The 16230-nt window shown below is 68.6% G+C and carries 11 protein-coding genes and 6 pseudogenes; 8 read left to right on the top strand and 9 right to left on the bottom strand.

Annotation, left to right across the window (positions count from 1 at the left end; genetic code table 11):
• Positions 1–1455 precede the first annotated feature (1455 nt).
• Positions 1456–2149, top strand: a pseudogene (locus ACWC09_RS26090) (methyltransferase domain-containing protein).
• A gap of 9 nt (positions 2150–2158) precedes the next feature.
• Here ACWC09_RS26090 and ACWC09_RS26085 read toward each other — a convergent pair.
• The 5 genes and pseudogenes from ACWC09_RS26085 to ACWC09_RS26065 all read right to left on the bottom strand — a co-directional run.
• Positions 2159–2500, bottom strand: coding sequence for a hypothetical protein (locus tag ACWC09_RS26085; protein WP_450853006.1), 342 nt, complete (start codon positions 2498–2500; stop codon positions 2159–2161).
• Positions 2501–3132: 632 nt separating this feature from the next.
• Positions 3133–3747: a TetR/AcrR family transcriptional regulator gene (locus ACWC09_RS26080; RefSeq protein ID WP_450853005.1), complete on the bottom strand. Its 615-nt coding sequence runs from the start codon at positions 3745–3747 to the stop codon at positions 3133–3135.
• Positions 3747–4595: an oxidoreductase gene (locus tag ACWC09_RS26075; RefSeq protein WP_450853004.1), complete on the bottom strand. Its 849-nt coding sequence runs from the start codon at positions 4593–4595 to the stop codon at positions 3747–3749. Before ACWC09_RS26075 ends, ACWC09_RS26080 begins: the two co-directional genes overlap by 1 nt.
• Positions 4596–4980: 385 nt before the next feature.
• Positions 4981–5775, bottom strand: a pseudogene (locus tag ACWC09_RS26070) (IS3 family transposase); the annotation flags it as partial.
• A gap of 223 nt (positions 5776–5998) precedes the next feature.
• Positions 5999–6124 (bottom strand): annotated as a pseudogene (locus tag ACWC09_RS26065) (hypothetical protein); the annotation flags it as partial.
• Between ACWC09_RS26065 and ACWC09_RS26060 the strand changes: the two are divergent.
• From ACWC09_RS26060 to ACWC09_RS26045, 4 genes and pseudogenes are all read left to right on the top strand, one after another.
• Positions 6094–6651: pseudogene (locus tag ACWC09_RS26060) on the top strand (WD40 repeat domain-containing protein); the annotation flags it as partial. The pseudogenes ACWC09_RS26065 and ACWC09_RS26060 overlap by 31 nt on opposite strands.
• A 157-nt stretch (positions 6652–6808) precedes the next feature.
• Entirely contained in the window at positions 6809–7333 is a 525-nt protein-coding gene (locus tag ACWC09_RS26055) for a PadR family transcriptional regulator (RefSeq protein ID WP_450853003.1), read from the top strand.
• Entirely contained in the window at positions 7330–8028 is a 699-nt protein-coding gene (locus ACWC09_RS26050) for an ABC transporter ATP-binding protein (RefSeq protein WP_450853002.1), read from the top strand. Before ACWC09_RS26055 ends, ACWC09_RS26050 begins: the two co-directional genes overlap by 4 nt.
• On the top strand, positions 8025–10322 hold the full coding sequence (locus ACWC09_RS26045; protein WP_450853001.1) for an FtsX-like permease family protein: 2298 nt from the start codon (positions 8025–8027) through the stop codon (positions 10320–10322). The genes ACWC09_RS26050 and ACWC09_RS26045 overlap by 4 nt, the downstream gene beginning before the upstream one ends.
• Here the strand turns inward: ACWC09_RS26045 and ACWC09_RS26040 are convergent.
• Positions 10217–11833 (bottom strand): IS1182 family transposase, encoded by a 1617-nt coding sequence (locus ACWC09_RS26040; protein ID WP_450853000.1) that lies wholly within the window; start codon positions 11831–11833, stop codon positions 10217–10219. The genes ACWC09_RS26045 and ACWC09_RS26040 overlap by 106 nt on opposite strands.
• A 48-nt stretch (positions 11834–11881) precedes the next feature.
• Between ACWC09_RS26040 and ACWC09_RS26035 the strand changes: the two genes are divergently transcribed.
• Together ACWC09_RS26035 and ACWC09_RS26030 are read left to right on the top strand one after the other, a co-directional pair.
• Positions 11882–12361 carry a cation:proton antiporter domain-containing protein gene (locus ACWC09_RS26035; RefSeq protein WP_450852999.1) on the top strand — a complete coding sequence of 160 codons (480 nt, stop codon included), beginning with the start codon at positions 11882–11884 and terminating at the stop codon, positions 12359–12361.
• Positions 12362–12378: 17 nt separating this feature from the next.
• Complete coding sequence (locus ACWC09_RS26030; protein ID WP_450852998.1) at positions 12379–12576, top strand: hypothetical protein; 198 nt, start codon at positions 12379–12381, stop codon at positions 12574–12576.
• A 64-nt stretch (positions 12577–12640) separates the two neighbouring features.
• On the opposite strand, the pseudogene ACWC09_RS26025 reads toward ACWC09_RS26030, so the two are convergent.
• Positions 12641–12822 (bottom strand): annotated as a pseudogene (locus tag ACWC09_RS26025) (AhpC/TSA family protein); the annotation flags it as partial.
• 117 nt (positions 12823–12939) lie between these two features.
• On the opposite strand from ACWC09_RS26025, the gene ACWC09_RS26020 reads away from it, so the two are divergent.
• Positions 12940–14307, top strand: a complete 1368-nt coding sequence (locus ACWC09_RS26020; protein ID WP_450852997.1) for a cytochrome P450 — start codon at positions 12940–12942, stop codon at positions 14305–14307.
• Positions 14308–14317: 10 nt separating this feature from the next.
• Here the strand turns inward: ACWC09_RS26020 and ACWC09_RS26015 are convergent.
• Together ACWC09_RS26015 and ACWC09_RS26010 are read right to left on the bottom strand one after the other, a co-directional pair.
• Positions 14318–15316, bottom strand: a pseudogene (locus tag ACWC09_RS26015) (helix-turn-helix domain-containing protein); the annotation flags it as partial.
• A 124-nt stretch (positions 15317–15440) separates the two neighbouring features.
• Positions 15441–16217 (bottom strand): alpha/beta hydrolase, encoded by a 777-nt coding sequence (locus ACWC09_RS26010; protein ID WP_450852996.1) that lies wholly within the window; start codon positions 16215–16217, stop codon positions 15441–15443.
• Positions 16218–16230 lie beyond the last annotated feature (13 nt).

The raw sequence follows: 16230 nt of genomic DNA, 5'->3' as shown, positions 1-16230 counted from the left end.
GTCCATCAGCTTGCTGATGGACCCTCATGCAAGATCGAGGCTAACGCAGAGTTCTGCCGTTACTCCAGAGCAGGTTCCGTCGCTTGGTGCACACGGGAGCTGACGCAAAGAACACTAATGATCTCAGCCAGGTGCGAAATGATCAGCCGCTCTTGGCTCTTGCGGAAGCGCTCAACGGTGACCCCGTATGCGTACGCCGCCCGTTTGCGACGCTCGGACGCTGGAAGGTCCCTTTCGGGACCTTCCAGCCCGAACAGGGCCGTAGCCGCTCTTTGTTGGACAGGGTCGAGTTGCCTGGCTGCTCGCAGCAGAAGTTCCCGCGCTGTGGTTGCTCTGGTCATGCCTTCACGCTTGCTTTGGGGAAGTACCTTCACCACGGCGAGGGCCAAGCCAGGCAGTGATTCCACCGTGCTGCGCGTCAACCCTCGGAGGCGCAGCTCTCGGAGTTCTGTTTCGAGCGCCGAGGGATCGAGAAGGTCCACCGCAGACGCGGAGTGGTCAGGAGGGCTCATGGTGGGCGGCAAAGTATTGCCGGATCCGCTGTGAGGTGATCCTCCGGACGGTTCCTGTCGAGCTGCCAGCAGAGTGCTTTGGGCTGCCACGCGCCACAGAGACAGGAAAGCCTCGTGGTCCCCGCCCAGGTGGTGGACAACAGCGGCCGCTGTTTCCCATTTCGGGAGGCGGGGTCCATTGATCAAGTTTTGTACGGTCCCTTGACTCACGTAGACCTCGCTGGCCTCCAGTTCGGAGGAGATGCGCCTGCCGGGTGGAGCGCCCTTGCTCCACCAAAGATCGTTCAGGCTTGCGAAGAACCTGCGTGTGGGCCCCTCTGGGAGGTTCATCCACGAGTTGCGCGGCACTCTGGCTCCTGTTCAACGGCGTCTAAAAATGTGCAATGAGCCAACCCAGTATCACCCTGTCTTCAACCTGCGTGCAAGAGATTTCGCAGGTAGAGGCTCTCTACCCGTTCAATGGTGTTCAATGTCAGGGCGCATACTGGTTGCGAGTTGGCTGTGCAGCGAGAATGGACGCGACGCCCACGCGGCCCTCTGCCGGAGTCACTGCGTGAGCGCCGCCCACCCCAGTCAGTCCGTAGGCCAGTGCGGCCTGCCAACTTGAAGGGATACCCCCAAGTATGCCAAGGACGCCGAGCTCTCAGGGGCTCGACCTACGCACCGCGGTCATCCTGCTCGCTGCGGTGTTCGTGGGTGCGACAGCAGGTCTTCTCACCTTCGTCGCCAATCACCAGTGCTCCCTCGCAGTGCTGGCGGGCGGCGGAGGGGTTGCAGGCGCAGCCTTCTTCTTCGACTGGCTCATCGCGCGCCGATAGCCCTGAAGCGCTCACCGCCCAGACACCGGCCCCGGACATGCCGCCGTCCGGGGCCCTCGGCATGCGCCCGGGTGAGATGTCGTCGAAGCCGCCCGCCGCCGGGCCGCAGCCGCCAGGATGGCCGGGTGACCACCAGCACCGCAGACCTCTGGCACCACTATGGCCGTGCACGCGCCGCCAGTGACCGTACTGTTCCGGACGGCTTCTACTGGTCGTGGGGGCAGGAGTTCGGACCCGGCGCGGAGGTCTTGGGCGGCCTGGTCGGTCGCCGTGTGGGTGACCTTGGCGCCGGGGCTGCAAGGCACGCCGCGCACCTGGCGGTTCAGCACTAGCCAGCCCGGGTCACCGCGGTCGACGCCTCACGCGCCGAGTACGCCATGTTGGCGACCGACCTGTACGGGTATCTCGCGCCGCGCCTGCAGATCGTGCACTCCGACGTGGTGTCTCACCTGCACGCGATGCGCGGCACGTACGACGTGCTGTACAGCGTCTACGGCGCCGTCGACTTCACCGACCCGCACGAGCTGCTTCCGGCGGCGGCCGCCGCGCTGCGGCCGCGCGGGCGGCTGGTGTTCGCCACGCTCGCCCACTACTTGAGCGGGCCGCCAGCCCAGCCGGATGTGGTCGCAGCCAATGTGTCGTCGAAGACCCCACGGTCAGGAGGCCACGATGCGCCGCTGGGTGTTGCAGGAGCAAGTGTGGACCAAGCTGCTCGACGAGGCCGGACTCACCGAGATCACCGTCAACGTGCTCCCCGCCGCCACCGAAGGAACACGCACCGCCGACACGCTGCTGGTCAGTGCGCACCTCCCGTCCTGACCAGCGGAATTACCGGTGGTGCCAGTAGCTGTGGACTTGCTGTACGTCAGCGTCGAGGACGTCCCGCAGATCGTCGTCATCCGCGGGCACGTCCAGGCCCAGTGCAGCTGCGACCTCGCGGTAGGACGTCGTCATGTCGGGATCTCCCGCAGCAACCAGACTTGACAGCAGTGCCTGGTCGGCGGGCGTGGCCTGGTCGACGACGGTGAGGATCTGGACGCGGTCGGCGAGTGTCGTGCGGGGCAGCGCGGAGCCGAGCTGCCGTTCCAGTTGCCCCCAGCTGGTGGTGATCTGGGCCCGGGCGGCCTTTTTGAGGGCGCCGCGCACCGCCGAGGCCGCTGATTCCAGCACCTCGGGTTCAAGCTCGCGGCGGTGAGACCGGTTGTGCGGGGGGCTTCTTCTGCGCGCGCGGGGCGTCCTTGTGTGGTTGGGGCGGCTGCTTTTCGATCCAGGCGTTGGCCTTGCGCCGCTCGCTGCCCGAGAGCGAGCTGCCGACTGCGCTGCCAGCTGCAGTCAGCTGTTTGATCAGTCGGCGTTCCTCGGCGGTGGATATGTCGGCTGCGCCGTTGAGTTGGAGGAGGATGCTTCGGACTTCCCGTAACGCCGCTCGGCGCTCACGGCGCTCCTGGCGTGCGCCGTTGAGATGTTGTTCCAGGGCCTCCTTCGGGGATTGCTGCCGGCGCGGCGGCTGCGGCTTGGGGACCTCGCGCGGTCGGCCTGATCGCTTGCGTTTGCGGCGGGGGCTCGGGGGAGGGGGATAGAAGATGGCCCGGCCCGCGCCCGCGGCGGGGAGGTGGTCTTGCTGGCGGAGGAAGGCGCGGGCCGCGGCCAGGACCCGCTGCTCGGAGGCGCTGGCGCCGCGCCGTTGATCGCGCTGGGAGAGGACGTTGTGCCTCGCGGGATTTCCGCTGGTGGAGTGCCTGGACGGTGGGCCTCGGAGTCAGGGGGTTTTGCTTCGCACCTCACCGTCCACACCAGATGCGTCAGGTGATCAGGCCGGCGCTGATCAGCCAGATGTGTTCGCAGGTCGAGGATGCCGTCTGCAACTCCTCGGGGGACTCTTGCGAGGCGTGGTAGAAGGTCCGTTCGATCATCCAGCACAGGGCGCGTGCCATCGCCGACGCCTGCTCCGGTTCGGTGCCGGCCTCGACACCGGCTCGTTCCAGGACGGCGGTGATGGCCGTGATGAACAAGTCGGCTGTGTGGCTCCACAGTTCACCAATCTCCGGCACGGTCAACGACAGGTCGATCGCCGTGCGCATGACCAGACCGTGCTCGTTCCACAGCTCGACCGTGCGCCGCATGGCCGCCGCGATGGCCTGGCGCGGCTCGTCGGTCTGCGCGGTGGCCCGGGACCGCTCCCACAGGTGCTCCACGGTCCGGGCCACGAGCGCCGTGACGACTTCTTGCTTGGAGCCGAAGTAGAAGTACAGCGCGCCACGGGTGATGCCGGCGCCCTGCGCGATGTCGCCGACGGTCATGGCGTCATAGCCTTGTTGCGCCAGCAGGGCTTCACAGGTGTCGAGGATGGCCCGCTCCCGGACGTCACCCTTGCGTTTGGTGGTGCGTCGGCTCCGTGCGGGGTGGTGGGCGGGCATCAGAGCTGAGCGCCCTCGGCGAAGTCGGTCGTGCGGGAGAGCGTCTCCCACGCGCGGATGTCCTCGTCCACGGCCGTGCGCGCGGCGGTGACCAGTCGCAGCGCGTCCGAGCCCAGGACGAGGTGGGCCGGCGGCCGGTCGACCGACGCGATGTGCACGACGGCGTCGCCGGCCTTGGCCGGATTGCCCAGCTGGTTCCCGCTGGCCTTCTGCCGCGCTTCACGGATGGGGGTGAACAGGTCGTCGTAGTCGTCGATGGACCGCGCGGCGCGAGTCATGGACCGTCCGGCCCAGTCGGTGCGGAAGGACCCGGGCTCGATCGCCGTCACGTGGATCCCGAACTGCGCGACCTCCTTGCCCAGCGCCTCGAGGATGCCTTCCAGGGCGAACTTGCTGCCGCAGTAGGCGGACATGCCGGGCACGGCCATCAGCCCGCCCATGGAGGTGACGGCCATCAGGTGTCCGCGGCGGCGCCGGCGCATGTGGGGCAGGGCCGCCTGCAGCGTGGCCACCGTCCCGAACACGTTGACCTCGAACTGCCGCCGCACCTCGGCCAGCTGCGTCTCCTCGAAGGTGCCCTCCAGGCCGTAGCCCGCGTTGGCGACGACGACGTCCAGGGGGCCGACGCTCCGCTGCACCTCCGTGATCACACGCGAGACGGCGGCGTCGTCGGTCACATCCAGGATCCGGCCGTGAGCGTACCCGGGTGCGAGCCCTTCGAAGGCCCGCAGGTCCTCCTCGGAGCGGACCGTGCCGACGACGGTGTGCCCGGCAGTTAGGGCGGCCTGGGCGACGGCACGTCCAAGGCCCGTGCTGACGCCGGTGATGAGCCACTTCTGCTGCTGCACTACTCCTCCAGAAAGGTCTAGCGAGGAGCTGGACCGCTCCTTCTGCCAGAAAGTCTACACAGCGTCGAATTTTATCAGCGTGATGTTGATTCTGTTGCCCCCAACGGCATCATGCTCATCGGCCTGCGGTCCCTGGTCGCGCCGCCCGCTTGAGCTCGTGCCCGGAAGGGGTGGAGTGCCGGCCGTCAACCTTCGTCGTCTTCAACGGCGGCAGGGTCCCGGAAGGGGCCGCTGGCCTTGGCCGGAGCCGCTGGCCCTGATGTTGAACAGATAGCGGCCCAGGAACTCGCATTCTTGCCAGGGCGAGCGTTCATCGGGCAACAGCGGAGGTCGACATGGTGCAGAGAAGATCTGAAGTTTCCCCGTAACCTTGGACACTCGATGGTTATGCCGCGAGGGCGTGCTGTTGCCGCTGCCTGGTCTCAGCTGGGGTGAGGTAGCCGAAGATCTTGTGCTTGCGCAGGCGGCGGCGGTTGTAGAAGGTCTCGATGTAGTTCAAGACCTCGGCGCGGGCGGTGGCCCGGTCGAGCCAGGTCCGGGTGCCGATCTCCTCCTTGAGTAGGGCCCAGAAGCTTTCAGCGGCGGCGTTGTCGAAGCATGATCCGGTGCGCCCGCAGCTCTGGCGCAGTCCCAACTCCCGTATTCGAGCGCGGAACTGGGTCGATCTGTACTCGCTTCCGCGATCACTGTGGATCACGCAGTCGGGCTGCAGGTGGCCCCGGCCGTGGGCCATGTCCAGGGCGTCGACGACGAGTTCGGCGCGGTGGTGGTCAGCCATGGCATAGCCGACCACCTCGCGGGTGGCCAGGTCCAGCCAGCAGGCGAGGTAGAGCCAGCCCTCGGCGATGGGCAGGTAGGTAATGTCGCCGACCAGTTTGGTTCCGGGCATATCGGCATGAAAGTCGCGGCCGATCAGGTTCGGGGCCGGCTTCGCCTTCTTGTCCGGACGGGTCAGTGAGCGGTGCCTGCGGCGGGTGACGCCGCGGATGTCACGCTCGCGCATCACGCGGGCCAGGCGCTTGCGGTTCACCCGTCGCCCGAGGCGGCGCAACTCGGCGTGGATGCGCGGGACACCGTAGGTGCGGCGGGAGGTGAGGTGCAGCACGGTGATCTCGTGCGCGAGTGCGTCGTCGGCGTCCTGGCGCCTGCGGCGGGCGGCCTCGCCCTCGCGCCAGGCGTAGGAGGAGGAGCGGGGTCACGTGCAGCAGCCGGCACAGCAGGGTGATCGGGTAGTTCGCCTTCTCCGCATGGATGAACCGGTACAACTCGCTCACCGGTCGTTCTCGTTCACGAAGAAGGCGGTCGCTTTTTTTCAGGACCTCGATCGTGTGCTGCTGTTCGCGGTTCTCCTTGCGCAGCCGTCGCAGTTCCTCGCGCTCGGCGCTGGGCAGCTCGCCACTCTGACCCTCGCCCCGGTCGGCCTTGGCCCTGCGGTACCAGCCGCGCAGGGACTCCGAGCTGATGCCGAGTTCCCGGGCCACCGCGGTAACCGTCTTGGCCGCCCGACAGCCGCTTCCTGGCCACGTCATCGACCGACAAGGCGCTCTATGTCTGGGACGCTCGCCGGGGAACGGCCGTGACGACCTTGCACGGGCACACGGACTACGCATGGCGCGTCGCCTGGTCTCCTGATGGCCGTCGGCTCGCCAGCGGCTCCCGGGATCGCACCATTCGTCTCTGGGACCCGTTCAGCGGTGCCGAGCTCGTCACCATGACCGGGCACCAGGAACGCGTTCAAGGCGTCGCCTGGTCGCCTGACGGGCGGCACTTGGCCACCGTGTCCTGGGACCGCACGGTACGGCTCTGGAACCCGGACGACGGCCGGGAGCTGACCGTCGTGGGGGTCCACGACGACCAGGTCAATGGTCTGGCATGGCATCCGGATGGCTCACTCCTGGCCACCGCCTCCCGAGACCGCAGCATAAGAGTCTGGGAACCCACCACGGATATGGAGACCTTGCTCAGGCGTGCCCGGTCCCGGGTCTTCCGCCGACTCACCGACGACGAACGCCGCAGCTTCCTGTTGCCGACAACTCGGCGCGGCACGCGAGCCTGATACCAGTGCGGGACTACTGAAGACAGCGACGGTCGGCCGGCGGATGCTGTCCGGTGCTCGTGCTGGTTGTGGACGGTTGCCCGGGGTGTAGATCGACTGTCAGCTAGGTCAAGCCGTCCGTTGACGCCAGCTAGATACTGAGTGTAGATACTGAGGTATGACTGTTCCTCTGGCACTCCTCGGACTCCTTGAACGGGAGTCGAGCCACGGCTACGACCTCAAGCGCGACTACGACACCTATTTCGGCCGGGGCAAGCCGCTGCCCGCCGGGCAGGTCTACTCGACCCTGGGGCGCCTCGCCCGTGACGGGAAGGTCGAGGTCGGCGAGACCGGGCCCGGTTCGGGGCCTGACCGTAAGCGTTACGTGATCACCGAGCTGGGGGTCACGCAGGTCGAGACCTGGCTGACCGAGCCGGTCGCGGGTGAACCGCACCTGCAGACGGTGCTGTTCACCAAGGTCGTACTGGCGGTGCTGCTCGAGCGCGACCCCCGCGTGTACCTCGACATCCAGCGCGCCGCCCACATGGAGCGGATGAGGGAGCTGACCGAACTGCGCCGGACCGGCAGCACCATCGACACCCTGCTCGCCGATCACGGCGTATTCCACCTGGAGGCCGATCTGCGGTGGATGGACCAGACCGTGGCACGGCTCGCCGCTCTGACAGCGGAGGTGCGCTCATGACTTCGGACGAAGTCTTCCTCCTGCAAGCACGCGATGCTGTCCTGTCGTTCGGGCAGACGCCCGCACTGCAGGGCGCCAACCTCTCCGCTCGCGCCGGCGAGATCCTCGCCGTCACCGGCCCGAGCGGCTCCGGCAAGTCCACGCTGCTGCACTGCCTGGCCGGGATCCTCGTCCCCGACTCCGGCGAGATCTGGTTCGACGGCCGTCGCGTCGACACCCAGGGCGAGCCCGAACGCAGCACGCTGCGCCGGGACCGGTTCGGCTTCGTCTTCCAGTTCGGTCAGCTCGTCCCCGAGCTGACCGCCGAGGAGAACGTCGCCCTGCCGCTGCTGCTCGCCAAGTCCCGCAGGGCGGGCGCGCTGGCCGAGGCCCGATCGTGGTTCGGGCGGCTCGGCCTGGACGGTCTCGAGGGGCGCCGATCCGGCGAACTCTCCGGCGGACAGGCACAGCGTGTCGCCCTGGCCCGCGCCCTGGTGTCCCGGCCCACGGTGCTCTTCGCCGACGAGCCGACCGGATCGCTCGACTCGCTCACCGGCGAGCACGTGATGGACCTGCTGGTCGCCTCGGCACGGGAGGAGGGCACCACGGTCGTCCTCGTCACCCACGAGCCGCGGGTGGCCGCCTTCGCGAACCGCGAAGTCATCGTCCGTGACGGCAAGGTCACACCCCTCTTCGTCGAACGGCTCACCTCGTGATCCGCCTCGGCCTGCGCCTCACCCTGAGCGGCGGCAGGGAGGCCGCCGCCCGCCTCGCCGTCATCGCGGCCGCCGTCGCTCTCGGCGTCGGCCTGCTGCTGAGCATCCTGGCTGCCATCAACGCCACCGCCACCCAGAACAGCCGCAACGCCTGGCTCAACACCGGCTCCGGCACGAGGACATCGAGCCGGTCGACAGCAAACTCAGACACCGACCCGCTGTGGTGGCTGCTCAGGGCGGACCACTTCGACGGCAAAACCATCGGCCGTGTCGACGTCGCCGCCACCGGCCCGAACTCCCCGGTCCCACCAGGACTCTCACGCCTTCCCGGACAGGGAGAGTTCTACGCCTCACCGGCCCTGGACAAGCTCCTCCACTCCACTCCGGCCGCCGAACTCGCCGACCGCTACCCAGGCCACCAGATCGGCACGGTCGGCACGGCGGCGCTCCCGGGCCCCGACTCCCTGCTCATCGTCATCGGCCACCGCCCCGACCAACTCGCGAAACAGCACGACGCCACCCAGGTCACCACGATCACCACCGCGCCTCCCAGCAGCTGCAACGGCACGAACTGCACGGTCAGGGCGGGCATCGACAACAGGGGCGTCAAGCTCATCCTCTCCGTCGCGGGCACCGCCCTGATCTTCCCCGTGCTCATCCTCATCGGCACGGCCACCCGGCTGGCAGCCGCCCGCCGCGAGCAGCGCTTCGCCGCGATGCGCCTGGTGGGCGCCACACCGCGGCAGATCTCGATGCTCTCCGCCGTCGAATCGACGGTCGCCGCGATCGTCGGCACGGCCCTCGGCTTCGGCCTCCTCTACCTGTTCCGTACACAGCTGGCCTTGGTCAACCTCACGCAGACGCCCTACTTCGCCAGCGACCTCACGCTCCGGACCGGCGACATCCTCCTCGTCTCCGTCGCCGTCCCGGTGGGGGCCGCCATCGCGGCCCGGATCGCCCTGCGCTGCGTGCAGGTCTCCCCGCTTGGGGTCACCCGGCGCGTCACGCCACGCCCGCCGCGGGTCTACCGGCTGATCCCACTGGCCGCCGGCATCGCCGAACTCTCGTACACCATCGGCCGGGTGCCCAGGAGCACCAACGGCCAGATCTGGGTCTTCGTCCCGGGAATCCTGCTGGTCCTGACCGGACTCGTCATCGCCGGCCCCTGGCTGACCATGGCCGGAGCCCGCGTCCTGGCCCGGCAGACCAGCCGGCCCGCGCTGCTCGTCGCGGGCCGGCGGCTCGCGGACGACCCGAAAGCCGGCTTCCGCGCGGTCAGCGGGCTGGTCCTCGCCCTGTGCGTCACCAGCGCGGCCGTCGGGATCATCGGCTCGCTGAACGCCGAGCGCAGCATCCCGCAGGCCGGCCGGGCGGTCGCCGGCGCCTTGGACGCCAACTACACCGAAGGTTTCAACCGAGCTACCGGACGTCCGCTCGGCAGCGTGCCCCCGCTCTCGAAGGCCGCGCTCGACGACCTGAACTCCGTGCCGGGCGTCAAAGGCGTGCTGATGATCCGCACGAACCCGCTCGGCACCACGGACCCGGCCATGCACGCCCGACAAGGCGGCGGAACCCCACCGATCGCCGGCCTGGCCTCGTGCACGGAGCTCGCGAGGATGCCGGCGAACAACGCATGCACCTCCGGAGCCCAAGCGGCGTCGGTCCCCCAGAACTACGGCAGCTTCGGCACGTACTACTGGATGCACTGGCCTTCGGCATGGCCCGCCGCCGACATCTCCGCCCAACGCCTCGCCCGCCTCCCGGTCCAGGAGATCGTCGTGGCCACCGACGGGACGACGTCGGCGATCGAACGTGCGCGCACCATCCTCGCGAACACGTATCCCGACCACGACGTCCCCTGGACCGTCCGCGAGAACCATGCCCAAAGCGGCGCACAACTCGCCGGATACCAGCAACTGGCCAACGTGGTCATCCTGGTCAGTTTCCCCATCGCCGGCTGCAGCCTGGCGGTGAGCGTGGCCGGGGGCTTGCGCGACCGCAAGCGCCCCTTCAGCCTGCTGCGGCTGACCGGCACTCAGCTCGGGGTGCTGCGGCGGGTAGTCCTTCTGGAGAGCGCGGTTCCGCTCCTGGCGGTCGCCGTGGTGGCGATCGGGATGGGTTTCCTGGCTGCCCAACTGTTCGTGCAGGCACAGTTCAGGTACTCGATCCAGGCACCGGGGATCCAGTACTACGCGATCGTGCTCGCCGGGCTCCTCGCCTCGCTGGCGGTCATCGCGTCCACGATGCCGCTGCTCAGACGGATCACGGGACCCGAAACGGCACGCAACGACTGACATGCTCTTCGCCCTGAAGGACCCCGTTGCTGATCTCTCATTTCGAGGGGTGGGCGAGGAGGCGGCATAAGTGGGTGGTGCGGGTGTGCTCGGGGGCGGTGGCCTTGCTGCCAGGCTTCGATCCGGATGAGGTTGACGGCGGTCGCGGCGAGGCAGTGGTCCAGGTGGGTGGCAGCGGCGGTCCGGTAGCGGCTGCGGCGTGCGTGGGTGCGGTGGACGATCTGGCAGACGGTGGCCTCGATCCCGGCACGTGGGCGGTGGCGTTCCCGCCAGGCGTCGGTGGTCTGCTCGCGGCGTCGCTGCTGGAGTGCCGCTCTCTGGGCGGGCTCGCGCAGGGTAAGTGCCCGCCCCCACTTGCCGTTGCCCGCTGTCGTGCATTGCGAGCGCAGCGGGCAGTCGCGGCAGGTCGCCGCGTCGAAACGGATCTGGACCAAGGGCACACGCGTGCGGCGGCTGCTGCGGGTGGTCGCCCAGGAGATGCTGGTCCGGCCGGCCGGGCAGATCGCCTGACGCTGTGCGTCGTCGATCCGGAAGTGGTCGTGGCCGAAGCGCTCGTGGCCATCGCCGCCGGCGACGGGGCGGGCGGGGCCGACAAGTTCGATGCCGTGTTCCTGGCGGGCGGCGACCAGGGTTCCAGCCGTGACGTATCCGCTGTCGACGAGTTGCTCGGCGGGTAGCAGCTCCCGCGCGGCGAGACGGGTGTGGATCCCGGGCAGGGCCTGGCTGTCGTCTCCTTCGGCGGCGCTGGTGGTGGCGATGTCCGTGATCAGCCGGGGTGCGTCGTCGTTGCAGGTCTCGGTCAGATGCAGGCAGTAGCCCGTCCAGCCGGTGGTCTTCTTGGTGCCGTAGCGCGCCTCGGTGTCATAAGGGCTGGCCAGCCGCTGGTGCCCCGGTGGCAGGTCCTCTGCCTCGCGGGTCCGAACGCCGTCCTGGCCGTGGTGGTACTGCTGCACCCAGGCCCGGCGCAGGGTCTCCAGAGCGGGGACGCGGCGCAGCCAGTCGGGGGCATCGGGGCGCCAGGCGGCCGTGAGCAGGTGGAATCCGTCCTCGCCGACCTGGCGCAGCCAGCTGTCGCGGTCCTGGTCGTCGGGCAGGCCGTGCCAGGAGTCCACGCGTTCCCCGTACCAGCCCAGCCAGTTGGTCTCCCGTTCGGCCAGGGCCTGCTCCAGCCAGTCCGGTGCGGCAGCGGCGAGCGCCTCCAGCGCGGCCCGCAGGGTCTCGGCAACGAACTCCATCCGGTTCAGCAGGCGCACGTCGGCGACCACTCGGGTGGAGTCGGTGCGCTGGCGTCCGCCCCGGCGCAGCAGGTCCTGGCCCGCGGCGACCTCCAACACCGCCTCCAGGACGCGTTCTTCGAGACCGTGCGCGATCAGCCGGGCCCGGAACCGGGCCAGCAGCGAGTGGTCGAACCCGCTGTCGTCGAGGTCCAGGCCCAGCAGGTATTTCCAGTCGATCCGGGCCCGCACGGCCTCGGCAGCCTGCCGGTCGGACAGCCTCTCGGCGTACTGCATTCCACGGACGACGCCGTCGCCTGGATCCTGCTCGCGGGGGTGCTGAGCGTGGCCAAGGGCGAGGCGGGGCCGGTTCTGAAGGCGGTCGGTGGCTCCCTGCTGTTCGTAGCCGTCCTGTTCCTGTTGGGCCGTCGTTTGCTGGTGTGGATCGCGGGCCGGCCCGGCCTCGGCGACGACACCCGCCTTCTCTTCACCGTCGCCGGGCTGTTCTGCGCGGCCTGGTTCACCGACGTCATCGGCTTGTACGCCGTCTTCGGGGGGTTCTGCATGGGCATGGCCATGCCGCGCGGTGAGTCGTCCGAACACCTCGTACGGACAACGCAGTCCGTCACCCAGGTCGTGTTTGTGCCGATGTTCTTCACCTACTCGGGCCTCAACACCCGGTTCGACGTGTTCTCCGACCCGTCCGTGACGGCGTTCGGGGCGGCCGCGGTGGTCCTGGCGGTGGTCGGCAAGTTCGGCGGCTGCTGGGCCGCGGCCCAGCAGCGCGGTGAACCGGCCCGGTGGCAATCCGGGTCGGCGCCCTGATGAATGCGCGTGGGCTGATGCAGCTGATCGCCCTCAACATCGGCCTGGCGGCCGGCATCGTCAGCGAGGAACTGTTCACCGCGCTGGTCCTCGGCGCCCTGGTCACCACGGTCATGACGGTCCCGGTAGTGAGCCGACTTGATCGCCAGGACGCCAGGCTCCGGGCGGCCGAAGGGGCGAGGGACAGCGAGGAGGCGGCAGCAGCGGCGAGTTGAGCGGGTCGCGGGCGTTTTCTGTGGTGAGGGCTGGGCCGGTCCAGCCCTCACGTCGAGACCAGTCTCAGTGCAGCGCGTCGAGGGCGGCGAGGATGTCGGCCGGTTCGGCGCGGGTCGTGTAGTCCGTGTCGACGAAGTCCCAGGGGATGGTGCCGTCGCGGTCGACGACGTACGTGGCGGGCAAGGGAAGCGCGGGTGGCCGTCGTTGACGCGCTGGAGGTCGAAGCCGAGTGTGGCGTGGACGGCGCCGACGTCCAGCGCGTCCCGCGTGGCGCAGGACACGTTCATGACAGGATTGCATTGGGGAATGTTCAGGGAAGTCATAGGGGCGTCCATGATTGCCGTGACGTGAAGGGATGACCCGTGACGTCCACTGCGCGTCCCCCCATACCCCGAGCCGCAGGATCGTTTCCGTTCATCGGCCACGCTCTGAAGATGCGCGACAACCTCGGCTTCATCGACTCGCTGCGCGAGACAGGGGAACCACTCGTCGAGATCGTCCTGCAACCCGGGACGCGCACGATCGTGGTCCAGGACCCGGCCCTGATCCACCAGATGCTCAAGGGCCTGGGGCCCACCCTCGACAAGGGCCGACTCTACGACAAGCTGGGCCAGCTGCTGGGCGACAGCGTCGTCACCGCCACCGGCCGCGACCACGTACGCAAACGCCGCCAGCTTCAACCCGCGTTCGCCCACACCGAGATCAGCCGGTACGTCGACCTCATGCGCGCCGAGGTGACGGCCACCGTCGCCGCCTGGGAGCGCGGGCGGCTCCTCGACGTACACGAGGCGATGGTCGGGCTCAGTCTCGACATGCTGGCCAAGACGGTGTTCGCCGGCAGCCTCGATGACGCCGTCTTCCGCCGGCTGCGCAGCGACGTGTCGGTGGTGATGAGCGGCGTCGGTCTGCGCATGATGCTGCCCGACTGGGCCGAGCGCGTGCCGCTGCCCTTCAACCGCCGCTTCGACCGGGCCCGGGCCGGGGTGCGCGCCACCATCAACACCGCCGTCGACGAACTGCAGGCCTCCGGGCACGACACCGGGGACATGCTCTCCATGCTGCTGCGCACCATCGACGAGGAGACCGGCGAGCCGCTGACCGGGCATCAGATCTGCTCCGAGATCTTCCTCCTGGCCGTGGCAGGCACCGAGACGACCGCGTCCTTGCTGGCCTGGACCCTGTACGAGCTCGCCCGCAACCCCGGCATCGAGGCCCGGGTCCTGGCCGAGCTGGACGAGGTCCTCGGCGAACGGCCGGTCGCCTTCGACGACGTGATCCGGCTGCCCTACCTGAACCGGGTGATCACCGAGACCCTGCGGCTGCACCACCCCGGCTGGCTGGTCACCCGCCGCACCACCGAGGAGACCCGGCTCGGCGAGTGGACGCTGCCCGCCGGCACCGAGCTGGCCTACTGCCAGCACGCCCTGCACCGCGACCCCGAGCGCTTCCCCGACCCGCTCACCTTCGACCCGGACCGGTGGATCGACGCCGCTCAGGAGCCTCCGCCGGGCGCGTTCGTGCCCTTCGGGGACGGCAAGCACAAGTGCATGGGGGACCGTTTCGCCCTCACCGAGATGGTCACGGCGCTCGCGACGATGCTGCGTTCGGTACGGCTGGAGCTCTCCGAGGGCCAGGTCATCCGCCAGGTCGCCCGGCTCACCGTACGGCCGCGCACCCTGCGGATGACCGTCCGTCCCCGGAACCGTCCCCGAGCCGGGGTCGGCCGCTAGCGTCGCATCGGGCAAGGTTCGCCCTCACGACCTCGCGGAGGCGTTCGGCGGCGGCGTGCTTGTTCCGCCAGATGATGTAGCGACGGATCATGCTTCCCGGTTCTTGTCCCGACGCGCCGACGCCGCTTCGTCGTCAGGCGCGGGGGAGTGGTTGTCGCAGACAATCGCGATGCGCTTCTCGATCGGGTGCAGTGGGCGCAGGTAGTGGCAGAACTCCAGGAACTTCGACCTGTTCTTGGTCTTCCGGATGTGTCCGTGAAGCTGGTCCTTGGTCCGGTCGTAGGCGGCGAACAGGTGCTGGACCCCGTGCGGGCGGGTGTAGGTCGCCCGCAGGCGGGGCCGAGGACCGCGATCAGGATCCTTGTGCCGGCCGCCGCGTTCGGCCCGCTGCCGCCCTGGGTGGGGCTGGAGGTTGAGCGGCCCGAACTCATCCATGCGGAAGATGACTTCGGGTTCGCCCTCCTCGGCCATGACCTCCCCGTCGGCGATCGCGCAGGTGTGCTCGACCCGCGCCTTCCTCGCCTCGTGGTCCGGGTCGCGAGAGGTCTTGCAGGTCTTCACGCGTGGAAACGAGACGCCCTCCTCGCGGAGCAGGACCCGCAGGCCCTCGTGGCTGATGTCGTCGACGACCCCCTCGGCGACCAGGAAAACGGCCGGCTTGGCCAGGCTCCAGGTCGAAAACGGCAAGCCGTGCTCGGCCGGCCTGGACTTGGCGATCTTCTTGATCTCCCGGCGTTCCGGGAGACTGAAGGTCTTCGGCCGGCCGCCTTGTACTTCCGGTAGAGCGCCTCGAAGCCGTCGGCATGGAAGTTGTGGATCGCGTCCCGGACCCGGTCCGCGCTGGTGAACGTGACCTCGGCGATCTTCGCCATCGGCATGCCCTGGGCGGATACCAGCACCATCTGGGCGCGGCGCCAGGTCACCACCGGCCCGGTCCCCTGCGGGTGATCCGCAGCAGCCGCCTGTCATCGTCGTCATCGATCTCACGGACGCGCACTCGCTCTGCCATGGGTACAGCCAGGCGGTTACGAGCTACCCGGCACAAACACGTCGGGCCGTATGCGCGGCTCCAGGTCAAAGCCACCTACCGACAACCAGCACGCAATACAGGGCGAACGCTGCCTGATACGACGCTAGAACGCCGCGAGCCGTGCGAGGAGGAACTCAGCGGAAGCGTCCATCACGGCGGCGAAGTGTCCACCGTTGGCGGGGTAATGAAACCCATGTTGAGCGCGTTCGTACTCAAGCAAGACGCAGTCATTGCCAACCTGCACCATCGCATCCCGAAACTGTCGCACCTGGTCGATCGGCACGATTTTGTCGGCCGTCCCATGTTGGATCAGCATCGGCGGGTTGCCGGACCGTACGAACTCGATGGGCGAGTAATCGATCGCCCTTCCGGCAGCGATGCCGATGTCCTCTTCAATCAGGTGCTGTCGTTCTGGTGAGAAGGCCAAATCGACCGGCGGATTGAGGGCCACGATGGCCGCGCCGCCGGGCTCGGCAGCCGGACAGGGCCCGACAGGGCTGATCATCGCGGCGACGAGCGCGAGGTGACCACCGGCCGAACTGCCGCCGGACGCCAGGCGTGACGCGTCGAGCCCACGCGACGCAGCCAACCTTCCGAAACGTTCGACCGCGCGCCGGACGTCAGCGACGCAGTCGACGATGCCCATAGCGCCGTGACCGAGCAGTCGATACCCGGCTGACACCGCGAAGATGCCGCGCAACGCCAGTTGCCGGCAATGCGGGGCCAGGCCGTCCGGCGATCCTTTGTGTAGAGCGCCGCCGTGAAACAAGACGACACCGGCCGCGGGATGTGTGCCATCAGCCAGTTCGAAGGCCAACATCGGAAGCTCACTGCCGTCGGCGGCTTCATAGACCGTCGAGGACTCTCGAATGCCTGCCACGGATGGCATTCGA

It is taken from the genome of Streptomyces sp. NPDC001617, from assembly GCF_053596855.1.
The sequence above is the reverse complement of the archived record's forward strand: the minus strand, read 5'-3'. Positions and strand labels throughout refer to the sequence as shown.

Bases quoted from the DNA above. Each gene is read 5' to 3' on its own strand.
- ACWC09_RS26080 (WP_450853005.1), bottom strand. From the start codon at position 3,747: ATGCCCGCCCACCACCCCGCACGGAGCCGACGCACCACCAAACGCAAG.
- ACWC09_RS26055 (WP_450853003.1), top strand. From the start codon at position 6,809: ATGACTGTTCCTCTGGCACTCCTCGGACTCCTTGAACGGGAGTCGAGC.
- ACWC09_RS26050 (WP_450853002.1), top strand. From the start codon at position 7,330: ATGACTTCGGACGAAGTCTTCCTCCTGCAAGCACGCGATGCTGTCCTG.
- ACWC09_RS26040 (WP_450853000.1), bottom strand. From the start codon at position 11,833: ATGCAGTACGCCGAGAGGCTGTCCGACCGGCAGGCTGCCGAGGCCGTG.
- ACWC09_RS26030 (WP_450852998.1), top strand. From the start codon at position 12,379: ATGCAGCTGATCGCCCTCAACATCGGCCTGGCGGCCGGCATCGTCAGC.